Here is a 445-nt window from a genome sequence, read left to right on the forward strand (position 1 = left end):
GGTTTCTACTCCGCCGCTTCGATGAAGCGGTGGCGTTCATAGAGGAATTTCAGCACGGCTTCACGGCATTTGAGATATGTCCGATCGGAGGCGAGCTCGATGCGATGGCGGGGGCGGGGCATGGTCACATCGAGCACTTCGCCGATACGGGCCGCCGGGCCGTTGGTCATCATGACGATGCGATCGGACAGCAGCACCGCTTCATCGACGTCATGGGTAATCATCACCATCGTATTGCCAAGCCGTGCGTGGATTTCCATCACCGCGTCCTGAAGATGGGCGCGGGTCAGCGCATCGAGTGCGCCGAAGGGCTCGTCGAGCAGCAGGATCTTCGGCTCCATCGCAAGCGCGCGGGCAATGCCGACGCGCTGTTTCATGCCCCCGGAAATTTCCGAAGGCCGCTTATCCCTCGCATGCGCCATTTGCACAAGGTCGAGGTTGATCG

Annotated in this window: 1 protein-coding gene; it reads right to left on the bottom strand. The window is 60.7% G+C overall.

Annotated elements, in window-relative coordinates:
• Positions 1-5: 5 nt before the first annotated feature.
• Positions 6-445: ABC transporter ATP-binding protein (locus AF337_RS03840; protein WP_152970885.1), on the bottom strand; the 440-nt coding region annotated here is incomplete at its 5' end.

Source organism: Rhizobium ecuadorense (assembly GCF_001187535.1).
GTDB lineage: Bacteria > Pseudomonadota > Alphaproteobacteria > Rhizobiales > Rhizobiaceae > Rhizobium > Rhizobium ecuadorense.